Source organism: Pantoea septica (assembly GCF_002095575.1).
In the GTDB taxonomy this organism is placed as follows: Bacteria; Pseudomonadota; Gammaproteobacteria; order Enterobacterales; family Enterobacteriaceae; genus Pantoea; species Pantoea septica.
In genome coordinates this window covers 56,718-76,122 of sequence record NZ_MLJJ01000008.1, presented here as the reverse complement: position 1 = coordinate 76,122, position 19,405 = coordinate 56,718, and the positions used below count along the sequence as shown (strand labels likewise).

The 19,405-nt window shown below is 59.9% G+C and carries 18 protein-coding genes and 1 pseudogene; 16 read left to right on the top strand and 3 right to left on the bottom strand.

What is annotated here, in order from left to right; translation table 11 throughout:
* Positions 1-29 precede the first annotated feature (29 nt).
* The 12 genes and pseudogenes from mutL (at position 30) to HA46_RS06345 (ending at position 14,624) form a co-directional block, all read left to right on the top strand.
* The gene (mutL, locus tag HA46_RS06400; protein ID WP_033792355.1) at positions 30-1,892 is read left to right on the top strand and encodes a DNA mismatch repair endonuclease MutL; all 1,863 of its coding nucleotides are present in this window, start codon (positions 30-32) and stop codon (positions 1,890-1,892) included.
* Positions 1,885-2,835, top strand: coding sequence for a tRNA (adenosine(37)-N6)-dimethylallyltransferase MiaA (gene miaA / locus HA46_RS06395; RefSeq protein ID WP_033792354.1), 951 nt, complete (start codon positions 1,885-1,887; stop codon positions 2,833-2,835). Before mutL ends, miaA begins: the two co-directional genes overlap by 8 nt.
* 102 nt (positions 2,836-2,937) lie before the next feature.
* Positions 2,938-3,236 (top strand): annotated as a pseudogene (hfq, locus tag HA46_RS06390) (RNA chaperone Hfq).
* A gap of 81 nt (positions 3,237-3,317) precedes the next feature.
* Positions 3,318-4,598 (top strand): ribosome rescue GTPase HflX, encoded by a 1,281-nt coding sequence (hflX, locus tag HA46_RS06385; RefSeq protein WP_084883034.1) that lies wholly within the window; start codon positions 3,318-3,320, stop codon positions 4,596-4,598.
* Positions 4,599-5,022: 424 nt separating this feature from the next.
* Positions 5,023-6,258 (top strand): FtsH protease activity modulator HflK, encoded by a 1,236-nt coding sequence (gene hflK / locus HA46_RS06380; protein WP_033792336.1) that lies wholly within the window; start codon positions 5,023-5,025, stop codon positions 6,256-6,258.
* Positions 6,259-6,261: 3 nt separating this feature from the next.
* The gene (gene hflC, locus HA46_RS06375) at positions 6,262-7,266 is read left to right on the top strand and encodes a protease modulator HflC (RefSeq protein WP_033792335.1); all 1,005 of its coding nucleotides are present in this window, start codon (positions 6,262-6,264) and stop codon (positions 7,264-7,266) included.
* A gap of 57 nt (positions 7,267-7,323) precedes the next feature.
* Complete coding sequence (locus HA46_RS06370) at positions 7,324-7,521, top strand: DUF2065 family protein (RefSeq protein WP_033792334.1); 198 nt, start codon at positions 7,324-7,326, stop codon at positions 7,519-7,521.
* 165 nt (positions 7,522-7,686) lie between these two features.
* Positions 7,687-8,985, top strand: coding sequence for an adenylosuccinate synthase (locus HA46_RS06365; RefSeq protein ID WP_033792351.1), 1,299 nt, complete (start codon positions 7,687-7,689; stop codon positions 8,983-8,985).
* A gap of 217 nt (positions 8,986-9,202) precedes the next feature.
* Entirely contained in the window at positions 9,203-9,646 is a 444-nt protein-coding gene (gene nsrR, locus HA46_RS06360) for a nitric oxide-sensing transcriptional repressor NsrR (RefSeq protein ID WP_033754853.1), read from the top strand.
* A gap of 16 nt (positions 9,647-9,662) precedes the next feature.
* Complete coding sequence (gene rnr, locus HA46_RS06355) at positions 9,663-12,092, top strand: ribonuclease R (protein WP_033792332.1); 2,430 nt, start codon at positions 9,663-9,665, stop codon at positions 12,090-12,092.
* Positions 12,093-12,175: 83 nt separating this feature from the next.
* Positions 12,176-12,910 carry a 23S rRNA (guanosine(2251)-2'-O)-methyltransferase RlmB gene (gene rlmB, locus HA46_RS06350; RefSeq protein WP_033754857.1) on the top strand — a complete coding sequence of 245 codons (735 nt, stop codon included), beginning with the start codon at positions 12,176-12,178 and terminating at the stop codon, positions 12,908-12,910.
* An 85-nt stretch (positions 12,911-12,995) separates the two neighbouring features.
* The gene (locus HA46_RS06345) at positions 12,996-14,624 is read left to right on the top strand and encodes an isovaleryl-CoA dehydrogenase (protein WP_033792330.1); all 1,629 of its coding nucleotides are present in this window, start codon (positions 12,996-12,998) and stop codon (positions 14,622-14,624) included.
* Here the strand turns inward: HA46_RS06345 and bsmA are convergent.
* Positions 14,598-14,924, bottom strand: a complete 327-nt coding sequence (gene bsmA, locus HA46_RS06340; protein WP_033792329.1) for a biofilm peroxide resistance protein BsmA — start codon at positions 14,922-14,924, stop codon at positions 14,598-14,600. The two genes, HA46_RS06345 and bsmA, sit on opposite strands and share 27 nt — an antisense overlap.
* A gap of 55 nt (positions 14,925-14,979) precedes the next feature.
* Positions 14,980-16,911 carry a methyl-accepting chemotaxis protein gene (locus HA46_RS06335; RefSeq protein WP_033792328.1) on the bottom strand — a complete coding sequence of 644 codons (1,932 nt, stop codon included), beginning with the start codon at positions 16,909-16,911 and terminating at the stop codon, positions 14,980-14,982.
* Positions 16,912-17,066: 155 nt separating this feature from the next.
* Here HA46_RS06335 and yjfP point away from each other — a divergent pair, with 155 nt between their 5' ends.
* Positions 17,067-17,816, top strand: a complete 750-nt coding sequence (gene yjfP / locus HA46_RS06330; protein WP_084883031.1) for an esterase — start codon at positions 17,067-17,069, stop codon at positions 17,814-17,816.
* 46 nt (positions 17,817-17,862) lie between these two features.
* Here yjfP and HA46_RS06325 read toward each other — a convergent pair whose 3' ends face one another.
* Positions 17,863-18,069: a hypothetical protein gene (locus HA46_RS06325; protein ID WP_033754868.1), complete on the bottom strand. Its 207-nt coding sequence runs from the start codon at positions 18,067-18,069 to the stop codon at positions 17,863-17,865.
* A 373-nt stretch (positions 18,070-18,442) separates the two neighbouring features.
* On the opposite strand from HA46_RS06325, the gene rpsF reads away from it, so the two are divergent.
* The 3 genes from rpsF to rpsR are packed head-to-tail and all read left to right on the top strand — an operon-like array spanning position 18,443 to position 19,394.
* Positions 18,443-18,838, top strand: a complete 396-nt coding sequence (gene rpsF / locus HA46_RS06320; RefSeq protein WP_033792326.1) for a 30S ribosomal protein S6 — start codon at positions 18,443-18,445, stop codon at positions 18,836-18,838.
* A gap of 6 nt (positions 18,839-18,844) precedes the next feature.
* On the top strand, positions 18,845-19,162 hold the full coding sequence (gene priB / locus HA46_RS06315) for a primosomal replication protein N (protein ID WP_033754872.1): 318 nt from the start codon (positions 18,845-18,847) through the stop codon (positions 19,160-19,162).
* Positions 19,163-19,166: 4 nt separating this feature from the next.
* A complete protein-coding gene (gene rpsR, locus HA46_RS06310) occupies positions 19,167-19,394 on the top strand; it encodes a 30S ribosomal protein S18 (protein ID WP_000135199.1) in 228 nt (75 codons plus the stop codon).
* Positions 19,395-19,405 lie beyond the last annotated feature (11 nt).

Genomic DNA, 19,405 nt, shown 5'->3' with positions numbered 1-19,405 from the left:
CCGGGCCAGGCCCTACAAGGATAATCACCATGCCCATTCAAATTTTACCGCCGCAGCTGGCTAACCAGATTGCGGCGGGCGAAGTGGTCGAGCGTCCAGCATCGGTGGTCAAAGAGCTGGTGGAAAACAGCCTCGACGCCGGCGCGACGCGCATCGACATCGACATTGAAAAAGGCGGCGCGAAACTAATCCGTATTCGCGATAACGGCTGCGGCATCAGCAAAGAGGAGCTGGCGATGGCGCTGGCGCGCCACGCCACCAGTAAAATCGCCTCGCTCGACGATCTGGAGGCGATTATGAGCCTGGGCTTTCGCGGCGAAGCGCTGGCCAGCATCAGTTCAGTTTCGCGCCTGACCTTGACTTCCCGCACCGAAGCGCAGAGCGAGGCCTGGCAGGCGTACGCCGAAGGCCGCGAGATGGCGGTCACGGTTAAGCCCGCGGCGCATCCGTGCGGCACCACGCTGGAGGTGCTCGATCTCTTCTACAACACGCCCGCGCGTCGCAAATTCATGCGCACCGAGAAAACCGAGTTTGGCCATATCGACGAGGTGATTCGCCGCATCGCGCTGGCGCGTTTTGACGTCTCCATCTCGCTCAGCCATAACGGCAAGCTGATGCGCCAGTATCGCGCGGTCAATGATGAGGCGCAGCGCGAACGGCGGCTGGGAGCGATTTGCGGTACGACCTTTATGCAGCATGCGCTGCGCATCGACTGGCGGCATGACGATCTGCTGCTGCGCGGCTGGGTCGCCGATCCGGCCGGCTCGCGCCAGCTGACCGATATTCAGTATTGCTACGTCAACGGCCGCATGATGCGCGACAAACTGATCAATCATGCGATACGTCAGGCGTTTCAGACGCAGCTGCAGGCCGACCAGCAGCCAGCCTATGTGCTTTATCTGGAAATCGATCCGCATCAGGTGGATGTCAACGTGCATCCCGCCAAGCATGAAGTGCGCTTCCATCAGTCGCGGCTGGTGCACGACTTTATCTTTCAGGGCGTGATGAGCGTGCTGCAGGAGAGCAGCGCGCCGACCCTGTCGTCGATTCAGGCGGAAGAGCCGGCGCCGCGCTGGCAGCCGGAAAATCGCCAGGCGGCGGGCGGCAACCACTTTTCCCAGCCCGCCGCGCCGCGCCGCAGCGAAGGCGGCGCGTCGGCGCCAGCATCACCGCCAACCGCGCAGCCGGGCTGGCAGAATAAAGAGAATGGCTACAGCAAGCGCGAAGGCGCGGTCTATCAGCAACTGCTGAAAACGCCAGCCGCAGGTCAGCGCACGCCGGCTGAGCCGGCGGTCACACCGCGCGCGCAGCCAGCCGAGACGCCGCTTTCCTCGCATGCGCAAAGCTTCGGCCGCGTGTTAACGGTGGTGCGGGAGCGCTATGCGCTACTGGAGCAGGAGCAGGCGCTGCTGCTGCTATCGCTGCCGGTGGCCGCGCGCTGGGTGCGGCACGCGCAGCTACAGCCGGGCGAGACGGGGCTGAAGTCGCAGCCGCTGCTCATCCCGGTGCGCATGAAAGTCGCGCGGCCGGAGCGCCAGATCGCCGCAGAGAGGCAGAGCCTGCTGAATGAGATGGGCATCGATCTGCAGCCGGAAGGCGACCACGTAACCCTGCGCGCGGTGCCTTTACCCTTGCGCACGCAAAATTTACAAATCTTGATTCCAGAGCTGCTAGGCTATCTCGCCCAGCAGCCGGAGAGCGGCGCCCCTCAGCTGGCTCAATGGCTGGCGCGACGTTGCGATACTGACGCGCCCCACTGGAATCACTCGCAGGCGATTACTCTGCTGGCGGAGCTGGAACGGCTCTGTCCGCAACTGCTGAAATCGCCGCCTTCTGGCCTGATTCAGGCCCTGGACATTGAGAGCGCGCTTGCTGCATTAACCCATGAGTGAACAAAACCCGGCTGGCCGACCGAAGGCTATTTTTTTAATGGGGCCGACCGCCTCGGGCAAAACCGCGCTGGCGATAGCGTTAAGAAAGCAGCTGCCGGTGGAACTTATCAGCGTCGACTCTGCCTTAATCTATCGCGGGATGGATATCGGCACGGCCAAACCCTCGGCAGAAGAGCTGGCGCAGGCGCCGCATCGCCTGCTGGACATTCGCGATCCCTCGGAAGCCTATTCCGCCGCCGATTTTCGCCGGGATGCGCTGGCGGCTATGGCGGAGATCGTTGAGAGCGGCCGTATTCCGCTGCTGGTGGGTGGAACCATGCTCTATTTCAAGGCGTTACTGGAAGGATTATCGCCGCTCCCCTCGGCCGATCCTGAGATACGTCAGCGCATTGAACAAATGGCGCGCGAAAAAGGGTGGGAGGCGCTGCATCGTCAGCTGTGCGACATCGACCCGATAGCCGGGAGTCGTATTCATCCGAATGATCCGCAGAGACTTTCGCGAGCACTGGAAGTTTTTTTTATTTCGGGTAAAACTTTAACGGAACTGACTAAAACATCCGGCGAAGCGTTACCCTACGATGTGTATCAGTTCGCCATCGCCCCCGCGACCCGTGAACTGCTGCATCAGCGCATCGAACTACGCTTTCAGCAGATGCTGGCGTCAGGATTTGAAGCGGAGGCTCGGGCCCTGTTTGCACGAGGTGATTTGCATACGGATATGCCTTCCATTCGCTGTGTCGGTTATCGTCAGATGTGGTCATACCTGGCTGGCGAGATCGATTACGACGAGATGGTTTATCGGGGAATTTGCGCAACCCGGCAGCTCGCTAAACGCCAGATGACCTGGTTACGCGGCTGGGAAAATGTACGCTGGCTTGACAGCGACAGCCCAGAATCTGCGCGTGATGAGGTGCTTCAGGTTCTTAGTGCGAAGCATGGGTGATTGTGTACAATTGGCTGGTTATCGTGCGCAAATTTTTACGCAGTTTTTTCAGAACTTCGGTTCTACAAGTAATAAACAACAAGCATATAAGGAAAAGATAGAATGGCTAAGGGGCAATCATTACAAGACCCGTTTTTGAACGCACTGCGTCGTGAACGTGTTCCGGTTTCGATTTATTTGGTCAACGGTATCAAGCTGCAGGGACAAATTGAGTCTTTCGATCAATTCGTGATTTTGTTGAAGAACACGGTAAGCCAGATGGTTTACAAGCACGCCATTTCTACCGTGGTTCCATCACGCCCGGTTTCTCATCACAGCAACAATACCGGTGGCGGCAGCAACAACTACCACCACGGCGGGCGCCATCGCAGCCACAACAAGACAGCGATAACGCGGAATAACGCGCTACCTGTACAAGCCAGGGCGGGGGAACGCAGACTGTTTTCCGTCCTGGTCTTCTATTTTCTAAGCGAGGTTATAGCTTGTTTGACCGTTATGAAGCCGGTGAGCAGGCCGTACTGGTACACATCTGGTTCTCCCAAGACAAAGAGATGGAAGATCTCCAGGAATTTGAAACCCTGGTCTCTTCTGCGGGTGTGGAAGCGCTGCAGGTCATTACCGGCAGTCGTAAAGCGCCACATCCTAAATATTTTGTCGGTGAAGGAAAGGCAGCTGAAATTGCCGATGCGGTAAAATCAAGTGGAGCATCGGTCGTATTATTCGATCATGCCTTATCCCCTGCGCAGGAACGCAACCTGGAGCGCCTGTGTGAATGTCGCGTCATTGACCGTACCGGTCTGATCCTGGATATCTTCGCCCAACGCGCCCGAACGCATGAAGGTAAGCTGCAGGTCGAACTGGCCCAGCTGCGCCATCTTGCTACCCGACTGGTACGCGGCTGGACGCACCTTGAACGTCAGAAAGGCGGCATCGGCTTACGCGGCCCGGGCGAAACCCAGCTGGAAACCGACCGTCGTTTGCTGCGCAATCGAATCAGTCAGATTTTGTCCCGCCTTGAACGTGTAGAAAAACAGCGCGATCAAGGACGTCAGGCGCGCGCCAAAGCGGACGTGCCGACCGTGTCGCTAGTCGGCTATACCAACGCCGGTAAATCCACCCTGTTTAACGCCGTCACCTCCGCTAACGTCTATGCAGCGGATCAGCTGTTTGCGACGCTCGATCCGACGCTGCGCCGTCTGAACGTGGCGGACGTCGGCGACGTGGTGCTGGCGGATACCGTCGGCTTTATTCGTCATCTGCCTCATGATCTGGTGGCCGCGTTTAAAGCGACGCTGCAGGAAACGCGGCAGGCGACGCTGCTGCTGCATGTAATCGACGCCGCCGACGTGCGCGTCAATGAAAATATCGAAGCGGTCAATGCGGTGCTGGAAGAGATCGACGCGCATGAAATTCCCACGCTGCTGGTGATGAATAAAATCGATATGCTGGACGGCTTCGTTCCGCGCATCGATCGCAATGAAGAAAATCAGCCGATCCGCGTCTGGCTTTCAGCGCAGAGCGGCGAAGGTTTGCCGCTGCTATGGCAGGCGCTCTCCGAGCGTCTGTCGGGCGAAATCGCGCAGTTCGAACTGCGCCTCCCGCCGGAAGCGGGGCGCCTGCGCAGCCGCTTCTATCAGCTGCAGGCCATTGAAGATGAATGGAATGAAGAAGACGGCGGCATCGGTCTACGCGTGCGTCTTCCGATGGTTGACTGGCGACGCCTGTGCAAGCAGGAACCGGCGCTGCTTGATTACATAGTTTGACACGTTGCCCAAACGTCCTTACGCAATAGCTGGTATGGTGTAGCAGGCGGCCGCCGTTTTTCTGGGAAGTTTCTTTCCCGCATTTACATTAGTAAATGACCGGGATGAACGAAGGCGGCCCACACAGCTACAGTCGCGAAAAGCAGGGTTTACCCAAAGATTTCAGGCTGTAGCAAGGCGGCAACTGAGTGAATGCCCAGGAGCTTACATCGGTAAGTGACTGGGATGAGCGAAGGCGGCCCACACAGCTACAGCCGCGAAAAGCAGGGTTTACCCAAAGATTTCAGGCTGTAGCAAGGCGGCAACTGAGTGAATGCCCAGGAGCTTACATCGGTAAGTGACTGGGATGAGCGAAGGCGGCCAACACAGCTACAGCCTGAAAGCTGCAGGGTAAACAGCGCACTTACAATAAATGGAGTAGAACATGGCGTGGAATCAGCCCGGTAATAACGGACAGGACCGCGACCCGTGGGGAAGCAGCAATAATAAAGGCGGCAACTCTGGGGGAAACAAAGGCGGTCGTGAACAGGGACCGCCGGATCTGGATGATATCTTCCGTAAGTTGAGCAAAAAGCTCGGCGGACTGGGCGGTGGCAAACAGAGTGACAATGGCCAGCGCAGCGGCGGCAGCGGTGGCAAACTCTTCGGAATCGTCGCTGTCGCGGCGGTTGTAATCTGGGCCGCCAGTGGATTCTACACCATTAAAGAAGCGGAGCGCGGCGTCGTCACGCGCTTCGGCAAGTTCAGTCATCTGGTGGAGCCAGGCCTGAACTGGAAACCTACCTTTATCGACCAGGTGCGAGCGGTAAACGTCGAAGCGGTGCGCGAGCTTGCTGCCTCCGGCGTAATGCTGACTTCGGATGAGAACGTGGTGCGCGTCGAGATGAACGTGCAGTACCGCGTGACCGATCCTGAACGCTACCTGTTCGCCGTCACCAGCGCGGACGACAGCCTGCGCCAGGCGACCGACAGCGCGCTGCGCGGCGTTATCGGCCGCTCTACGATGGATCGCATTCTGACCGAAGGCCGTACCGTGGTGCGTAGCGACACGCAGCGCGAAATCGACGAAACCATCCGCCCTTACAACATGGGCATCACGCTGCTTGACGTCAACTTCCAGGCGGCGCGTCCTCCGGAAGAGGTAAAAGCGGCCTTCGACGACGCCATCGCCGCGCGTGAAAACCGCGAGCAGTACGTGCGCGAGGCGGAAGCCTATGCGAACGAAGTGCAGCCGCGCGCGAATGGTCAGGCGCAGCGTATCCTCGAAGAGGCGCGCGCTTACAAAGAACGTACCGTGCTGGAAGCGCAGGGTGAAGTGGCGCGTTTCGCCAAGCTGCTGCCTGAGTACAAGGCGGCGCCGGACATCACTAAAGAGCGTCTCTACATCGAAACCATGGAACGCGTGCTGAGCCATACCCGCAAAGTGCTGGTTAACGATCGCGGCAATAATTTGATGGTGCTGCCGCTCGACCAGCTGATGCGCGGCGCAAGCGGCGCAGCGCAGGGCGGCCACAAAGGCGCGAGTCTGAGCACGCTGCCCGCTTCGCCTGGCAGCACTGCCAGCCGTAGCGATACGTCAGCCTACAATCCAGACAGCATCATGGATCAGCGTCGGGCCAATGCTCTGCGCAACGATACCCAGCGCGAAGGGAGAGAGTAATCGATGCGTAAGCCCATAATTGTAGTCATTATTGTTGTACTGGTGGCGCTCTACGCTTCACTGTTTGTGGTGCAGGAAGGCGAACGCGGCATTGTGCTGCGCTTCGGCAAAGTGCTGCGCGACGATGAAAACAAACCTCAGGTGTTCGCGCCGGGTCTGCATATGAAAGTGCCGTTTATCGAAACGGTAAAAACGCTGGACGCGCGCATTCAGACCATGGACAACCAGGCAGATCGCTTCGTCACCAAAGAGAAGAAAGACCTGATTGTCGACTCTTACATCAAATGGCGCATCAGTGACTTCAGCCGCTATTACCTGGCGACGGGCGGCGGCGACGTTTCCCAGGCGGAAGTGCTGCTGAAGCGCAAATTCAGCGACCGCCTGCGTTCTGAGATGGGCCGTCTTGATGTGAAAGATATCGTGACGGACTCTCGCGGCCGTCTGACCACCGACGTGCGCGACGCGTTGAATACCGGCAGCGCCGGCAGCGACGACGAAGTGCAGACGCCGGCGGCGGATGACGCCATCGCCAGCGCGGCGGCGCGCGTCGAGCGCGAAACCAACAGCAAAGAGCCGGCGATTAACCCGAACAGCATGGCGGCGCTGGGCATTCAGGTCGTCGACGTGCGCATCAAGCAGATCAATCTGCCGACCGAGGTCTCGGACGCGATTTACAATCGTATGCGCGCCGAGCGTGAAGCTGTCGCGCGCAGCCAGCGTTCTCAGGGTCAGGAAGAGGCGGAAAAACTGCGTGCGCAGGCGGACTATCAGGTTACACGCACGCTGGCGGAAGCGCAGCGCACCGCGCTGATTACGCGCGGTGACGGCGATGCTGAAGCAGCGAAGCTTTTTGCTGACGCATTCAGCCAGGATCCGGACTTTTACGCCTTTATCCGCAGCCTGCGCGCCTATGAAAATAGCTTCAGCGACAATCAGGACGTGATGGTGCTCAGCCCGGACAGCGATTTCTTCCGATATATGAAAGCGCCCTCTAACGCGACGCGATAAGAACTGCTATAACCTACGGGCCGACAATGATGTCGGCCTTTTTTTTGGGAATGGTAAATGAATAACACCATATGGATGGCGCTGGGGCTGGTACTGGTGCTGGAAGGGCTGGGGCCGATGTTTCTGCCGCGCATCTGGCGTCGTATGATCCTGAGCATGGCGCAGCTGCCCGATCGCCTGCTGCACCGTTTCGGCGGCGGACTGGTGGTGGCGGGCGTGGTCATTTACTACATGACTGGCGCGCACGGCGGCTGATTTCTCTTCTGTTAGCGCTAAATTGTGCCTCGCGCGCGCCCATTCCCCAGGATGTTGTAGTGCGCAAAACCCAGGCGAAAAATGCGCGCAAACGTATGCTAAAAGTGCTGAAAGCCGCAAGATCAGATGGTAGAATCCATTTTTAAGCAATCGGTGATTTTGAAAATGGGTAAGAACGTCGTCGTACTGGGCACCCAATGGGGTGACGAAGGCAAAGGTAAAATTGTAGATCTGCTGACTGAACGCGCTAATTACGTGGTGCGTTACCAGGGTGGCCACAATGCAGGCCATACGCTTGTCATCAACGGTGAAAAAACCGTCCTCCATTTAATTCCATCCGGCATCCTGCGCGAAAACGTCACCAGCATCATTGGTAACGGCGTGGTGCTGTCGCCTGAAGCTCTGATGAAAGAGATGAAAGGCCTGGAAGAGCGAGGCGTACCGGTACGCGAACGTCTGCTGATTTCTGAAGCCTGCCCGCTGATTCTGCAATACCATGTCGCAATGGATCTGGCGCGCGAAAAAGCGCGCGGCGCCAAAGCTATCGGCACCACCGGTCGTGGCATCGGTCCGGCCTATGAAGATAAAGTGGCACGCCGCGGTCTGCGCGTCGGCGATCTTTTCAACAAAGAGACCTTCGCCGTTAAGCTGAAAGAGATTGTCGATTACTACAACTTCCAGCTGGTGAACTACTACAAAGAAGACGCGGTCGACTACGACAAAGTGCTGAGCGACGTGCTGGCGGTAGCCGACGTGCTGACCAGCATGGTGGTTGACGTCTCCGAACTGCTGGATACGGCGCAGAAGCGCGGCGATCTGATCATGTTCGAAGGCGCGCAGGGTACGCTGCTGGATATCGACCACGGCACCTATCCCTATGTGACCTCCTCTAACACTACCGCTGGCGGCGTGGCGACCGGCTCAGGCATCGGTCCGCGCTGCGTCGACTACGTGCTGGGCATCGTGAAGGCTTACTCAACGCGCGTCGGCGCGGGCCCGTTCCCGACCGAACTGTTCGACGACATCGGCGAGTTCCTGTGCGCTAAAGGCAATGAATTCGGCGCAACCACCGGCCGCCGTCGCCGCACCGGCTGGCTGGATGCGGTCGCCGTGCGCCGCGCAGTGCAGATCAACTCCCTGTCAGGTTTCTGCATGACCAAGCTGGACGTGCTGGACGGCCTGAAAGAAGTGAAAATCTGCGTAGGCTATCGCCTGCCGGACGGTCGCGAAGTGACCACCACGCCGCTGGCGGCAGAGAACTGGGAAGGCATCGAGCCGATCTATGAAACCCTGCCAGGCTGGAGCGAAACCACCTTTGGCGTGAAAACGCTGGAAGGTCTGCCGCAGGCCGCGCGCGACTATATCAAGCGCGTAGAAGAAGTAACGGGCGTACCGGTTGATATTATCTCTACCGGCCCGGACCGTAGCGAAACCATGATTCTGCGCGATCCGTTCGACGCATAATCCTGCAGAGGCCGGCGCTGCGCCGGCCTCTGTTTCCCGCTTAGCAAGCCGCTTACTCTCCCTTCACTTTGCTGCATCGCCGCCCGGCTGAAAAAAACACACTCTGGATTCGACTCTGGTTTATCATCTACAGTAGCCGCAAGCCGGTTTACTATTAAAATCAACCGCAACGCGGACGAACGAATAAACACGCTATGGGTGATCTACCGAGGTAATTGTGCAGCTGACAAGTTTTACCGATTATGGTCTGCGGGCCTTGATTTATATGGCTAGTTTGCCGCAAGGCAGAATGACGAATATCACTGAAGTCACCGAGACCTACGGCGTGTCGCGCAACCATATGGTGAAAATCATCAACCAGCTCAGCCGGGCGGGCTTTATCGCCGCGACGCGCGGCAAAAACGGCGGCATCCGTCTTGGGATGGATCCGCATAATATTGTCATCGGCGATGTAGTGCGCAAAATGGAGCCGCTACAGTTAGTAGACTGCGCGACCTGCGCCATTACGCCAGCCTGCCGCTTAAAAAAGGCGCTAAACGATGCGGTACAGCTGTTCCTGCGAGAGCTGGACAGCTACACGCTGGCAGACTTAGTCGAGGGGAACGAACCCTTATACCAAATTTTATTGTCCGAACCGCCGGTGGCAATGAATCTGAAATGACATCGGAGGAACCGCTATGTCAAACGATCCTTTTCAGCAAAGAGAAGCTGAAAAATATGAAAACCCTATTCCGAGCCGTGAATTTATTCTGGCTCACCTGGAAAAACGCGAAAAGCCAGCCAGCCGCGACGAGCTGGCGCAAGAGCTGAACCTCACCGACGAAGAGCACCTTGAAGCGCTGCGTCGTCGTCTGCGCGCCATGGAGCGCGACGGCCAGCTGGTCTTCACCCGCCGCCAGTGTTATGCGCTGCCGGAACGTCTCGATCTGCTGCGCGGCAAGGTTATCGGCCACCGCGACGGCTACGGCTTCCTGCGCGTGGAAGGGCAGAAAGATGACCTCTATCTCTCCGCCGAGCAGATGAAAATGTGCATGCATGGCGACGTCATCCTGGCGCAGCCGCTGGGCGCCGATCGCAAAGGCCGCCGCGAGGCGCGCGTAGTGCGCGTGCTGGAGCCGCGCAACAACCAGATCGTCGGCCGCTACTTCACCGATGCGGGCGCCGGTTTCGTGGTGCCGGACGACAGCCGTCTGAGCTTCGACATCCTGATCCCGCCGGAAGAGACCCTGCAGGCGCGTATGGGATCGGTCGTGGTGGTAGAGCTGGTGCAGCGCCCGACGCGCCGCACTAAAGCCATCGGTAAAGTCGCAGAGATACTCGGCGACGACATGGGCACCAGCCTGGCGGTCGATATGGCCCTGCGCACCCATGAAATCCCGCACAGCTGGCCGCCGGAAGTTGAAAAACAGGTGAGCAAGCTCAGCGAAGAGGTGCCTGAAGCGGCGAAAAAAGGGCGCGTCGATCTGCGTCAGCTGCCGCTGGTCACCATCGACGGCGAAGACGCGCGCGACTTCGACGATGCGGTCTACTGTGAGAAAAAGCGCGGCGGCGGCTGGCGCCTGTGGGTAGCCATTGCCGACGTCAGCTACTATGTGCGTCCCGGCACGCCGCTGGACGACGAAGCGCTGCAGCGCGGCACCTCGGTCTACTTCCCGTCGCAGGTAGTGCCGATGCTGCCGGAAGTGCTCTCCAACGGGCTCTGCTCGCTAAATCCGCAGGTCGATCGTCTCTGCATGGTGTGCGAGATGACCATCTCCTCCACAGGCAAGCTGACCGGCTTCAAACACTATGAAGCGGTGATGAACTCTCATGCGCGTCTGACCTACAACAAAGTGTGGAATATCCTGCAGGGCAACCCGGAGCTGCGCGAACAGTACGCGCCGCTGGTGAAGCCGCTGGAAGAGCTGCACAACATGTACAAGGTGCTGGAACAGGCGCGCGAATCACGCGGCGGCATCTCTTTCGAGACCGAAGAAGCGAAGTTTATCTTCAATGCGGAACGCCGCATCGAGCGCGTAGAGCGCACCGTGCGCAACGACGCGCACAAGCTGATCGAAGAGTGCATGATCCTCGCCAACATCGCGTCGGCGCGCTTTGTCGAGAAGCATCAGGAGCCGGCGCTGTTCCGCGATCACGATCGCCCCAGCGACGACAGCATCACCAGCTTCCGCACCGTGCTCAACGAGCTGGGCCTTTCGCTGCCGGGCGGCGCCAAACCCGAGCCTGTCGACTATGCCGAACTGCTGACGCAGATCGCCGATCGGCCGGATGCGGAGATGCTGCAAACCATGCTGCTACGCTCGATGAAGCAGGCGGTCTACGATCCGGAAAACCGCGGACACTTCGGCCTGGCGCTGCAGTCTTACGCGCACTTTACCTCGCCGATCCGTCGCTATCCGGACCTGCTGCTGCACCGCGCCATTAAATATCTGCTGGCGCAGGCGGAAGGCGAGGTGAAAGGCAACACCACGGCGACCGGCGGCTACCACTACGAGATGGCGCAGATGCTGCAGCTCGGCCAGCACTGCTCCATGACCGAGCGCCGCGCTGACGAGGCGACGCGCGATGTTGCCGACTGGCTGAAATGCGACTTTATGCAGGATCAGGTCGGCAATACCTTTAACGGCGTCATCTCCAGCGTCACCGGCTTCGGCTTCTTTGTGCGCCTGAACGATCTCTTTATCGACGGCCTGGTGCACGTCTCCACGCTGGACAACGACTACTACCGTTTCGATGCGGTGGGACAGCGTCTGATCGGCGAGTCGGGCGGACGCACCTATCGCCTGGGCGATGCGGTCGAAGTGCGGGTAGAGGCGGTGCATCTCGACGAGCGCAAGATCGACTTCGCGCTGATCTCCAGCCAGCGTCAGCCGCGCGGCGAAGGCAAAACCGCGCGCGAAAAAGCGAAGCGCGAAGGCAAAGCGCCGCCGAAGCGCCGTCGTCAGCTCGGCAAAAAAGGCAACTTCGAGCCGAACGAAGCGTTCCGCGACGGTAAGGACAAACCGGCTAAAGCGAAGAAAGAGAAAAAAAGCAAAACCCCGTCGGAAAAAACCCGTAAAATCGCCGCCGCCACAAAGGCGAAGCGCGCCGCGAAAAAACAGGCCTGATTCCGCCTGATGCGTTAACGGACGCTTTCTGCCGCGCAGAGAGCGTCCGCTGAAGTCCATTCAATTCCTAACTGAGCAGATCGATGAGCGAAATTATTTTTGGTATCCATGCCGTGCAGGCGCTGCTGGAGCGCGATCCCCAGCGCTTCCAGGAAGTCTTTATCCTCAAGGGCCGCGACGATCGTCGCCTGCAGCCGTTGGTGGCGGCGCTGGAAGCTCAGGGCATCGTTATCCAGCTGGCGAACCGCCAGTGGCTGGACGGTCAGGTTGAAGGCGGCGTGCATCAGGGCATCGTGGCGCGTATCCGTCCCGGCCGTCAGTACCAGGAGGGCGACCTGCCGGATCTGCTGCAAAGTCTGGAAAAACCGCTGCTGCTGGTGCTGGACGGCGTGACCGACCCGCACAACCTCGGCGCCTGCCTGCGCAGCGCCGACGCCGCAGGCGTGCACGCGGTGATCGTGCCGAAAGACCGCTCCGCCTCGCTGAACGCCACGGCGAAAAAAGTCGCCAGCGGCGCGGCGGAGAACGTGCCGCTGATCCGCGTCACCAACCTGGCGCGCACGCTGCGTCTGCTTCAGGAGTACAACATCTGGGTGGTCGGCACGGCTGGCGAAGCGGATCATACGCTCTATCAGAGCAAAATGACCGGGCCGATGGCGCTGGTGATGGGCGCGGAAGGCGAAGGCATGCGCCGCCTGACGCGCGAGCATTGCGACGAGCTGATCAGCATTCCGATGGCGGGCAGCGTCTCATCGCTTAACGTCTCTGTGGCCACCGGCGTCTGTCTGTTCGAAGCGGTACGCCAGCGCGGGGCGTGATCGCCGCCGCAAAACCCCTCAGTGCCAGGCATAACTGCGCGTCGCTCTCCCATACTTAGCGGGATACGCATCGCGAGGAGTGGTTATGACCTGGACAACCCATACCGTTTTTAATCAGCCGCAGCCTCTCAGCAACAGCAATCTCTTTCTTTCCGACACGCCGCTGCGCGAAGCGCTCGCGCGCGAAGGCGCCGAGTGGGATCGCGAATGGCTGGCCTCGGTAGGCGCGCAGCTTGGCGGGGCCGAGTCGCTGGAGTTGGGAAGGCTGGCCAACGCCGCGCCGCCGGAGCTGCTGCGCTACGACGCGCGCGGCGTACGCATCGACGAAGTGCGTTTTCATCCCGCGTGGCACCTGTTGATGCAGGGCGTCTGCGCCAGCCGACTGCATAATCTCAGCTGGCAGCCCGACGTGCTCGATCGCGCCATGGTGGCGCGCGCTGCGCGCTTTATCCTCCACGCACAGGTCGACGCCGGCACGCTCTGTCCGGCGACCATGACGCACGCCGCCGTACCGCTGCTGCAGCGCTGGCTGCCCGACGCCTTCAGCGGCTGGCGCGACCCGCTGCTCAGCGATCGCTACGACACCCACGCGCTGCCTGGCGATCAGAAGCGCGGCCTGCTGATCGGCATGGGCATGACGGAAAAGCAGGGCGGCAGCGACGTCACGACCAACACCACGCGCGCGGAGCCGCTGGCGGATCGCGCGCCCGGCTCCATCTGGCGCATCACCGGCCACAAATGGTTCTTCTCCGTGCCGCAGAGCGACGCGCATCTGATCCTCGCGCAAAGCGGCAGCGGCTTAAGCTGCTTCTTCCTGCCGCGTCTGTTGCCGGACGGCACGCGCAACGCCATTCGCCTTGAGCGGCTCAAAGATAAGCTGGGCAACCGCGCCAACGCCAGCAGCGAAGCGGAGTTTCAGGAGGCCACCGGCTGGCTGGTGGGGGAAGAGGGCGACGGCGTGCGGCTGATCCTGAAAATGGGCGGCATGACCCGATTCGACTGCGCGCTCGGCAGCCACGGCCAGATGCGCCGCGCTTTCTCCGTCGCGCTGTACCATGCGCATCAACGCCAGGTGATGGGCAAAAATCTTGTGGATCAGCCGCTGATGCGTCAGGTTTTAGCGGCGCAGGCGCTGCAGCTTGAGGGACAGACGGCGCTGTTAATGCGGCTGGCGCGCGCCTGGTCGCAGCCGGCGCAGCCGCATGAATGCGCGTTCGCCCGGCTGTTCACTCCGGCGGCCAAGTACGCCGTCTGCAAGGCAGGCATGCCCTTCGTCGCCGAGGCGATGGAGGTGCTGGGCGGCGTAGGCTACTGCGAAGAGAGCGAACTGCCGCGCCTCTATCGCGACATGCCGGTCAACAGCATCTGGGAAGGATCGGGCAACGTAATGTGTCTCGACGTGCTGCGCGTGCTGCGGAAACAGCCCGCTGCGGCAGAGATGCTGCATCAGGAGTTCGAAGCGGTCAGAGGCGTGAATCGCCTGTTTGACGCCGCCTGGCGACAGCTAAAGCTGCGCCTGAACCGACTGCAGGAGAGTCAGGCGCGGGAGATCGCCCAACGGCTGTTTCTGCTGGCCACCGGCGCGCAGCTGCTGAAATATGCCGAGCCGCCGCTGGCGGACGCCTGGTGCCGGCAGTGGCTCGACGCGCGCGGCATCCGACCGTTGGAGAGTCAGGTGGCGGAGCGCTTACTGCTGCGCGCCAGCGGCGGGTGACGCGCCGTAAAGGATCGCCGTGGCGTACCAGTATCCCGGCGTCACCGTTTCGTCCACCATAATGACCTGATAGTAGACCGCGCCGCGCTGATTGGCTTCCGCTGCCAGCGCGCGCTGCGCGTCATCCGGCGAGCCGCGCACCTGGGTGCTGACGCTGCCGAGCCTCGGCAGTCCGGCGCTCTGCGCGCGCGTGATCTCCTGCGCCTGATGGGTAGGCGCAGGCGGCGGCTGCGGTGTGGTTTTCAGTGCCGAACAGCCGCTCAACAGCAGCGCCATTGTCAGTAAGTAAGCGTAACGCATAAGGTTTACTCCAGAGGGACGGTGCAATAAGTGTAAGCCACCGTCCCAAAGAGGGTCAGGATTTCAGGTGAAATACGCTGACCAGCTGCGTCAGATGATGGCCTTTGTGACTCAGGTTCTGCGCCGACGCGTCCGCCTGCGCCATCAGCTCGCTGTTCTCATGAGTTGCCTGGCTGATCTGGTTCATCGCCTGATTCACCTGACCGATCCCTGCCGCCTGCTGCTGTGCCGCGACGTTGATTTCGCTCATCAGCGCCTGCACCTGCTCGATATGCGACACGATATGTGTCATGGCGTCATGCGTTTGCTGCGACAGCTGATGCCCTTCCGAGACGTTGCTGATAGAGGTGGCGATCAGGCTGTCGATCTCCTTCGCCGCCTGCGCGCTGCGCTGCGCCAGCGCGCGCACTTCCGCCGCGACCACCGCGAAGCCGCGACCGTGTTCGCCGGCGCGCGCCGCTTCTACCGCTGCGTTAAGCGCCAGAATATTGGTCTGAAAGGCGATCGACTCAATAACATGGGTGATATCGGCAATGCTCTGGGAAGAGATCTGAATCGCCGACATGGTGTTCACCGAACGGCTCACCGTCTGGCTGCCGTGCGTTACCAGGCCGCTCGCCTCCGCCACCAGCGTCATCGCCTGGCGCAGGTTGTCGGCGGTATGCTCCACCGTGGCGCCGAATTGCTCCATGCTCGCCGAGGTCTCTTCGACGCTGCTCGCCTGGCGGCCAATCTGCTCGCTGATATTGAGGCTGCTGGCGGCGATGGTGTCGGTGCCGTCGCTGATCTCCTGTGCGGCGACACGCACCTGGCTGACAATCTTCTCCAGCCCGTCGCCGATGCCGTTGATGGCGGTAATCAACTGGCCGACTTCGTCACGGCGGCGCGTATCCAGGTGAACGCGTAGGTTGCCCGCCGCGTACTCTTCGGCCAGGTGGATGACCTGCTGCAGCGGACGCGTAATGGCGCGGCGGCTGTAAAACACAAAGCCCAGCGCAAAAATCAGCACCAGCACCAGGCCGGTCAGCATAAACAGGTTGCGGCTGTGGGTAATCGGCGCCAGCAGCGTGTCGCGGCTCACCTCGCCCACGACAATCCAGTTCCAGCCCGGCAGCTGCTGCCATGCCAGCATCTTGCTTTCGCCATCCAGCTCCGCTTCCTGCACGCCCTGCGGCTGGCTCAGCAGCGCCTGCTGCACGCTGGCGTCCCAGCCTGGCAGTTTGCCTTCATTCTGCGCGGCAAAAAGATATTGTCCCTGCGCCGCGCCCGGCGCGCCGTTCAGCACGTAGAAATGTCCGCTGTCGCCCAGCTTGCGCGCCAGCACCTTATCGCGCATCAGCGCGTACTGCTTATCGATCTGCACGCCGACGAACAGAATGCCGACGACCGCGCCGCTTTCGTCTTTAACCGGCTGATACTGCGTGATATAGCGGTGGCCGAACAGCGTCGCCAGCCCGCGATAGATCTCGCCGCGGCTGACGCTTTTCCACGCCGCGCTGGCGCGATCGAGGCGGGTGCCGATGGCGCGGCTGCCATCCTCTTTCTTCAGCGAGGTGGAGATGCGGTAGTAATCGTCGCCGTCGCGCACGAAGATGGTGGAGACGGCGGTGGTGCGCTGTAAAAAGTCGTCGACCGCGACCTCATCGAGGTTCAGGGTTTTCAGACCGGCGCGCAGGGTCGGGGTCGAAAACTCTCCGACCTGAATACGCGAACTGTCGTCGCGGCTAAAGCGCTGCGGCAAAAAGCTGGCGAACAGCTGGGTGTAGTTGTTGACCTCTTCGGTGAGGGTGGCGTTGAACATCGACGCCATTTCGCTGATGCCCTGCACCTGATTGTGCATATCATCCGTGGCGAGGCTTTCCAGCTGGCGGGCTGCGTTGTGGCTTTGAGTCAGTGTCAGGACGAACAGCAGCAGCGCGACGCTGAGAGACGTCAGTACAGACAGCTTGACTCCAAGACTCATGGGGCTGAGAGAGAGACGCTTCATAAAATACCTTTGGATCGGTTTAGTGGAAATACGATTAACGGCATCGGCAGCAAAAGGTTTACGCCCTAAATCGAACAGCGGATGTGTGAAGTCGTTCGCAGATTAAGCGCGGGGCACGTAAACTCAGCGGAGACGACATCCACAGCGGAGCGAGCATGATTGAACTGAATACGGAACGTCTGGCGGGCATTCAGGTGCTGCACGCCGCGCCAGCGGGCCAGCGCGAGGCGGCGCTGCCGACGGTGCTGCTGTATCACGGCTTCACCTCTTCTAAAGAGGTGTACGCCTATCTGGCCGTGGCGCTGGCGCAGGCGGGATTTCGCGCCGTGATGCCCGACGCCGATCTGCACGGCGCGCGCGACAACGGCAACGACGCGGTGCGGCTTTCTCGTTTCTGGCAGATTCTGCAGCGCAATATCGACGAGCTGCCGCAGCTGGAGAACGCGCTGCGCGCCGCGGGTCTGGTCGACGGCGACCGCTTCGCCGTGGCGGGCGCGTCGCTGGGCGGCATGACCGCGCTGGGCGCGATGGCGCGCTATCCGCAGATCCGCAGCGTCGCCTGCCTGATGGGATCGGCTTACTTTATGCGGCTCAGCCACTCGCTTTTTCCGCCGGTAAGCGTCAGCTCCCCTGACGATCGGGCGCAGTTCGATCGGCTAATGGCGCCGCTGGCGGCTTACGATCCCAGCGAAAAGCTGGACGCGCTGGCGAATCGGCCGCTGCTGCTGTGGCATGGCGAAGCGGACGACGTGGTGCCTTTCGCGGAAACCGCGCGGCTGGCGGAAGCGCTGCAGGGGAGAGGCCAGGCGGAGAAGATGACCTTCTTCGCGGAAAAAGGCATCAGCCACAAAATCACCCCTTTCGCGCTGCGCGCGCTGGTGGACTTCTTTAAGCGGAATTTATGATGCAGCCGGGCTGGCGGCGAGCCGTCAGCCCGTTGCCCTGCAGAGATCACAACTGATTCGACAATCGCTGCGCCGCGCTGGTCGTTGCGCTGGCGTGCGTATTGCCCGGCGCGTCCAGTCGATTGACGTAGACATAGCCTGAGGCCGCTTTGCTGCTGTTACTTCTCATCTGCTGCGCACAGTCAGTCTGGCTGGCAAGGGCGGGTGGAGACAGGAAGAGACCCAGTAAAGTGGCGATGACGAACGTTTTCATGCCCGACTCCTCACTGATGGGAACACACTCTGCGACGCTACTGATTAAAAAAGCGCCATCATGGTTAATTTTAGCGCGCGCCGCCGCCAATGCCAGACGGCGGCGTTGAACGCCTTCATCAGAAAAATTGATAAAGGCCCGCGCAACCCGCTGAATCTCATGCTTTAGCACGCAAAGCCTCTTTAATTGCCATTTAATGAAATGTGCGCTTGAGTTTAGCGCCCTGCGTCAGTATGATTACGCGTCAATTTTTCAGCTGCATTCAGGGGCGCGTTACATTCAACGAATGTTTCACGACCTATAACGTTCCTTGCTTCCGTGGGCCGCAGCTGACCCTGACAGGAGGCTGAATAATCCGTAAGGAGCAATTTCGATGCGTCATTACGAAATCGTATTTATGGTCCATCCTGACCAGAGCGAACAGGTTCCGGGCATGATCGAGCGTTACACTGGTGCTATCACTGGTGCAGAAGGCACGATTCACCGTCTGGAAGACTGGGGCCGCCGTCAGCTGGCTTACCCGATCAACAAACTGCACAAAGCTCACTATGTTCTGATGAACGTAGAAGCGCCGCAGGAAGTGATCGACGAGCTGGAAACGAACTTCCGCTTCAACGACGCCGTTATCCGCAGCATGGTTATGCGCGTTAAGCACGCGGTAACCGAAGCATCTCCGATGGTTAAAGCGAAAGACGAGCGCCGTGAGCGTCGTGAAGATTTTGCTAACGAAACCTCTGACGAGTCAGATGCTGGGGATTCTGAAGAGTAATCATCCGTGACGGCCAATCGACTGCGCCTGTCTGGCACCGTGTGCAAGACGCCGGTTCGAAAAGTGAGCCCGTCAGGAATTCCTCACTGTCAGTTCGTGCTTGAGCACCGCTCAGTGCAGGAAGAAGCCGGTTTCCACCGGCAAGCCTGGTGCAGAATGCCCGTGATTATCAGCGGCACGCTTCATCAGGAGATTACTCAACATATAACGGTCGGCACGCCGCTCATTCTCGAAGGCTTCATTAGCTGCCATCAGGCGCGAAATGGACAGAGTAAAATGGTGCTGCATGCCGAGCAGATTGAATTGATAGATTCTGGAGACTAGCCAAATGGCACGTTATTTCCGTCGTCGCAAGTTCTGCCGTTTCACCGCGGAAGGCGTTCAAGAGATCGATTATAAAGATATCGCAACGCTGAAAAACTACATCACTGAAAGCGGCAAGATCGTACCGAGCCGTATCACCGGTACTCGCGCAAAATACCAGCGTCAGCTGGCTCGTGCTATCAAGCGCGCGCGTTACCTGTCTCTGCTGCCGTACACTGATCGTCATCAGTAATCGGCAACTGT